Below are 5,832 nucleotides of genomic sequence, written 5' to 3' on the forward strand. Positions count from 1 at the left end.
AGGGGGCACCTTTCCGCAGCGCCACCCTCCCAGCACCGCCACATCGGTTCGTCCGAAATCAGTAAGGGCCGACGACGGATAGTCATCGGCCCTTCTTCATCGAACTTCTAAAAGCTGCTGTTTTCGCTGCCCTACGCCATCGGGTGGCGGTGGGCGGCGGAATAGCGGCCGGTCACGTGGTGCTCCAGCTGCCGCTCGATGTCGCCCAGCAGCGAGCTGGCGCCGAAGCGGAACAGCTCCGGCCGCAGCCAGTCGTTGCCCAGCTCCTCCTTCATCATCATCAGCCACTCCAGCGACTGCTTGGCGGTGCGGATGCCGCCCGCGGGCTTGAAGCCCACCTTGTGGCCCGTGCGCTCCAGGTACTCGCGGATGCAGCGCGACATCACCAGGCCCACCGGCATCACGGCGTTCACGCTCTCCTTGCCGGTGCTGGTCTTGATGAAGTCCGAGCCCGCCATCATGCACACCAGCGACGCGCGGGCCACGTTGCGCAGCGTGGCCAGCTCGCCCGTGGCCAGGATCGCCTTCATGTGCGCCGGGCCGCAGGCCTCGCGGAACGCTCGCACCTCGTCGTACAGCGCCTCCCAGTTGCCGGTGAGCACGTGGGCGCGCGTGACCACGATGTCGATCTCCTCCGCCCCCGCCTCTACCGAAGCGCGGATCTCCTCCACGCGCTGCGGGAAGGGCGACAGGCCGGCCGGGAAGCCGGTGGATACGGCGGCCACGGGAATACCGGAGCCGCGCAGCGCATCGACCGCCGTGGGCACCATCGCGTGGTACACGCAGACGGCGGCGGTGCGGATGGGCAGCTCGGTCGCACCCAGCGCCTCCAGCAGGTCCGGCCGCACGGGCTGGCGGGCCTTGGCGCACAGACGGCGCACGTTGCCCGGCGTGTCGTCGCCCGAGAGCGTGGTCAGGTCCATCAGGGTGATGGCGCGCAGCAGCCAGGCGGCCTGCCACTGCTTCTTCACCGTGCGCCGCGTGCCGATGGTGCCGGCGCGGCGCTCCACCGCGCTGCGGTTCACCTTCACGTCGGCCACCCAGTCCAAATCCAGGGACGTGCCGGGGTTGCGGCCCTCCTCGTGGGCGGTGCCGATGTCGGGCGTGCGCGAAGGGACGGCGACGAGCTGCTTCTGGCGGGTGCTGGACATGCCGGTGCTTCCTGTTGAACCGCCGCCGCGGGGGAGCGTTCGCGCCCCGGCGCCGCGCGGGCCGGATGGACGTGGTGGTGCACGGAACAAGATAGACGAATCCCCCGCCCGCCGCCATTCCCGTGCCCACCCGCCAAGGCGGTCCGCCCGGCATCCCCGCGACCGGGTTGGTCGAGGCGGGCGAAGGCCCGCAGCGCATCCGCACGGAACGGCGGCACCCCATCTCCGGAGAGGCGAAAGGATGTCTGGGCACGGACGGCCTCCATACATCTCCCGACACACACAGGCCTGCCGTTCCGGGGTCCGCTCCACACCTCCGTCCGTCCCCGCGCATCAGCCGACGGTGCGCCGCGGCGGGAACGTGAAGGGGCGCCGTTCTTGCTAAACGCAGACGGGAACCGGCCCTGCGCCGGCCGCATCCACACGGGCACACCGCGCACGCACCATGACCGGAAGCTACAACCCGGCGCTGGTCGCCGTCTCCGTCTTCATCGCCATCCTGGCGTCGTTCGCGGCGCTGGCGCTGGCGTCGCGCGTCACGGCGGCGCACGGGCGGCTGCGCGCGGCGTGGCTGGCCGGCGGCAGCGTGGTGATGGGCACCGGCATGTGGAGCATGCACTTCGTGGGGATGCTCGCGTACCGGATGCCCGTGCCCACGGCGTACGGCGTGCCCATGCTCATCGTCTCGGCCGGCGCGCCAACGCTGGCGTCGCTGCTCGGGCTGTGGGCCATGGCGCGCCCCAAGCCCGGCCGCGCCGGCGTAGCCATCGCGGGTGTGCTGATGGGCGGGGCGATGGGGGCGATGCACTACCTGGGCATGGCCGCCATGCAGGTCCCCGCGCGCATCGGCTACGATGCCGGCCGCGTGGCGCTGTCCGGCGCGATCGCGATCGGCGCCTCCGTTGCCGCCATCGCGCTGGGCATCCGCTTCCGCGAGGACTCCACCGCCGCCGGGCGCTGGTACAAGTCGGCCGCGGCCGTGGTGATGGGCCTCGCCATGGCGGGGATGCACTACACGGCCATGTCGGCAGCGCGCTTCACGCGCCAGGGCACGTCCATGCGCGTGGCGCAGGACCACGTGCTCCAGACCGAGGGCCTGGCGGGCGCCGTCTCCATCGCCACGGTGGTGCTGCTGTGCATCGCCCTGCTGGGCGCGCTTGTGGACCGCCGGATGCGCGCCCGCACCGCCGAGACGGAGGCGCTGCGCCGCAGCAAGGAGCGCTTCCGCTCGCTCGTGCTCGCCAGCGCGCAGATCGTGTGGATGGCCGACGCGGACGGCGGCTTCGCGGGCGAGCAGCGCGACTGGGGCACCTTCACCGGCACCCCGGCCGAGGTGTACGCCGGCCACGGCTGGCTGGACGCGGTGCACCCGGACGACCGCGCCGAGACCGCGGCCGAGTGGCGCGCGGCGCTGGAGAGCCGCGGCACCTTCCAGCGCGAGCTGCGGCTGCGGCGCTTCGACGGCGAGTACCGGCACATGCTCGTGCGCGGCGTGCCCGTGCTGGAGCCGGACGGCTCCGTGCGCGAGTGGATGGGCGCGGTGAGCGACGTGACCGACCGCGTGCGCGAGCAGCAGGGCCGCGACTTCCTGGTCGAAGCCAGCCGCGTGCTGGCCTCGTCGCTGGACTACGAGACCACGCTCACCGCCGTGGCGAGCCTGGCCGTCACCGGGCTCGCAGACTGGTGCGCCGTGGACGTGGTGGAGGAGGACGGCGCGGTGCGGCGCGTCACCCTCGCGCACCCGGACCCGCGCCGCGTGGAGCTGGCGCGGCGGCTGGAGGAGGCGTACCCCGTGGACCCCCGCGCCGGCAGCGGCCTGCGCACCGTGCTCCGAACCGGCCGGCCGGAGCTGGTGCCGGACGTGACCGACGAGATGCTCCGCGCCGGCGCGCGCGACCCCGAGCACCTGGAGCGCGTGCGCGAGCTGGGAATGCGCTCGTACGTGATCGTGCCCATGTGCGTGCGCGACCAGGCGCTCGGCGCCATCACCCTGGTCACCGCCGAGTCCGGCCGCCGCTACGGCGCCGCCGAGCTGCACCTGGCCGAGGAGCTGGCCCGCCGCGCCGCCGTGGCCCTCGACAACGCCCGCCTCTTCCGCGAGACCGAGGAGTCGCGCGTGCAGCTGGAGCAGCAGGCCGCCGAGCTGGAAGAGGCGCAGGCCGAGATGGAGATGGCGCACGACGAGCTGCAGCACGCCAACGAAGAGCTGCAGCGCCGCACCGCCGACGCCGAGCGCGCCCGCGCCGCGGCCGACGAGGCGAACGAGGCCAAGTCGTCGTTCCTGGCCACCATGAGCCACGAGCTCCGCACCCCGCTCAACGCCATCGGCGGGTACGCGCAGCTCATGGAGATGGGCATCCACGGCCCCGTCACCGAGGCGCAGGCCGAGAACCTGGAGAAGATCCGCCGCAACCAGACGCACCTGCTGGGCCTTATCAACGACATCCTCAACTTCGCCAAGATCGAGGCGGGGCACGTGCAGTACCGCATCGAGCGCGTGCCGGTGAACGAGACGCTGGCGGGGCTGGAGGCGCTGGTGGAGCCGCAGGTGCGCGCCAAGGGCCTGGACTACGCCTTCCGCCCCGGCGATCCCGCGGCCACCGCGTGCGCGGACCGGGAGCGCATGGAGCAGATCGTCCTCAACCTGCTCACCAACGCCATCAAGTTCACCGCGCCGGGCGGCCGCATCGTCATGGAGTGGGAGGCCGGCGGCGACCGCGTGGCCGTACGCGTGCGAGACACCGGCCGCGGCATTCCGCCGGAGAAGATGTCGGCCGTGTTCGAGCCGTTCGTGCAGGTGGACCCGGCGCTCACCCGCGCCAACGAGGGCACCGGCCTGGGCCTCGCCATCAGCCGCGACCTGGCGCGGGCCATGGGCGGCGACCTCGCGGCCGAGAGCGAGCCGGACGTGGGCTCCACCTTCACGCTCACGCTTCGCCAGGGAGCCCCGCTCACCGCGGCCGAGCTGGCTGCCCTGCCCGCGCCGCGCCGCGAAGCCGCCCTCGCCCCCGAGCCCGGTCCCTCCGCCTCCGCCGCCTGATCGCCGCACGCGTGCCTGGGTGCGGTCCGGAATCGCCGCTCCCGTGCGTGCGCGCAGGCTTTCGGCGGACGACGGCGCCAGAGCCGGCAATCGGGTGGCGTGTAGCGCAACCCCGCCGGCCACCCACTATCGACACGCTGGCGGCAGCCACACGGGAAGCTCGGATGCGCGTGAAAGTCCGGGTAGGCACGAGGAAGCCGCCCATCTCCCACTCCTCAGAGGAGGCGAGATGAGCGGCTTCTTCGCGCGGCTTCGGTCGTGCGGCCCCCGGCGACCAACTTACCCGGCACACACCGACCGCGTCATGCGGCGCCGTTCTGCTGGTTCCGAAGGGTTTCGCTGCTCAGCAGGCGGGGCCGCGCGTGGTCTGCGTGGCGTCCGCGAGGCGGCCACCGGAGTCACTGACCTGCACGGTCACCTCGTCGGTGCACACGTTCGATGCGATCGTGTGATGGAGATACTGCGTACCGTTGGAGTTCAGCACGTTGTCGGCGCAGGGGGAGTTGCCCGCTCCGTAGCACACGTGCTCCAGCCACACGTACGTATACCCGCCGCTGCCGCCGCTGGGAGCCGCGGTGTACACGACGGTCTGCGCCGACGTCACGGCCGAGGGGCCGGAGATCGTGACCGAGATGTCCGGCGTCGCGCCCCCGCCACCGCCGCCGGAGGTCGGGCAGGTGACATCCACGATGCAGTCGTCCTTGGGCGGGAAGCCCCGCCGCGGCTTCCCGCCATCTCCCGCATGGGGCGCGACCGGATCTCCGCATCCGGCCAGGACCAGCAGCGCCGCCGCCACACCCGCGAATCGCATCATCATCTTTCGTATCGAACGTTGAGGTGAACCGGCTGCAAGGCGCCCTGCATCTCCCGTCATCTACCGGACCGCTGCCGCTCAGAGCAGGCAGGCGGGGCCGGACGTGGTCTTCGACGCCACCGCCGTGTGCCCGGCAGAGTCCGTGACGCGCACGATCATCTGGTCCGTGCACACGTTCGACGCGATGGAGTGGTGGATGTACCACATGCCGTACGGGTCCAGCACCACATCCGAGCACGGCGAGTTGTTCGCCCCGTAGCACACGTGCTCGCTCCACACGTACGAGTAGCCGCCCGTTCCCCCGCTGGCCGCCGACGTGTACACCACGTTCGACGCCGTCGACACGTACGACGGGCCCGACACCGTGACCGTGAGCGCCGGCGTGGTCCCGCCTCCGCCGCCCGACACGGGACAGTCGATCGTGCAGGGGTTCTGCGCGGGAAGGGTCAGCCGGGGCTTGCCGCCCGCGTCTCCCCGCGGCGTCATGGGATCGCTGCAAGCTGCAAGCGCGATCAACGCCGCCGCCACACCCGCGAATCTCATCGTCATCGTTCCATCTCCCGTTTGCTGGAAAATCGTTGCTCCGGACGCGCGCCTACCCGCCTCGCCTGCGGCACCCCGCGCCCGGTGCGGAGATGAACGTATATCCGGAATAGCGTCGTGAAACAAGTGCCGGCCACGCGCGCCCAGTGCCCGTGCGACGTCAGATGCGGGAGATGCGGGAGATGCGGGAGATGCGGGAGATGCGGGAGATGCGGGAGATGCGGGAGATGCGGGAGATGCGGGAGATGCGGGAGATGCGGGAGATGCGGGAGATGCGGGAGATG

General features: G+C 71.9%; 4 protein-coding genes. 1 reads left to right on the plus strand and 3 read right to left on the minus strand.

The features are described from left to right. Window positions 1-131: 131 nt before the first annotated feature. On the minus strand, window positions 132-1,151 hold the full coding sequence (gene deoC, locus VFE05_03605) for a deoxyribose-phosphate aldolase (protein ID HET6229138.1): 1,020 nt from the start codon (window positions 1,149-1,151) through the stop codon (window positions 132-134). Between the two features lie 445 nt (window positions 1,152-1,596). Here deoC and VFE05_03610 point away from each other — a divergent pair, with 445 nt between their 5' ends. Next, the gene (locus VFE05_03610; protein ID HET6229139.1) at window positions 1,597-4,191 is read left to right on the plus strand and encodes an MHYT domain-containing protein; all 2,595 of its coding nucleotides are present in this window, start codon (window positions 1,597-1,599) and stop codon (window positions 4,189-4,191) included. Window positions 4,192-4,534: 343 nt separating this feature from the next. On the opposite strand, the gene VFE05_03615 is transcribed toward VFE05_03610, so the two are convergent. Together VFE05_03615 and VFE05_03620 are read right to left on the minus strand one after the other, a co-directional pair. Further along, the gene (locus VFE05_03615) at window positions 4,535-5,008 is read right to left on the minus strand and encodes a hypothetical protein (protein HET6229140.1); all 474 of its coding nucleotides are present in this window, start codon (window positions 5,006-5,008) and stop codon (window positions 4,535-4,537) included. 75 nt (window positions 5,009-5,083) lie between these two features. After that, a complete protein-coding gene (locus VFE05_03620; GenBank protein ID HET6229141.1) occupies window positions 5,084-5,554 on the minus strand; it encodes a hypothetical protein in 471 nt (156 codons plus the stop codon). Between the last annotated feature and the right edge of the window lie 278 nt (window positions 5,555-5,832).

This window comes from Longimicrobiaceae bacterium, from assembly GCA_035696245.1.
Lineage (GTDB): Bacteria > Gemmatimonadota > Gemmatimonadetes > Longimicrobiales > Longimicrobiaceae > DASRQW01.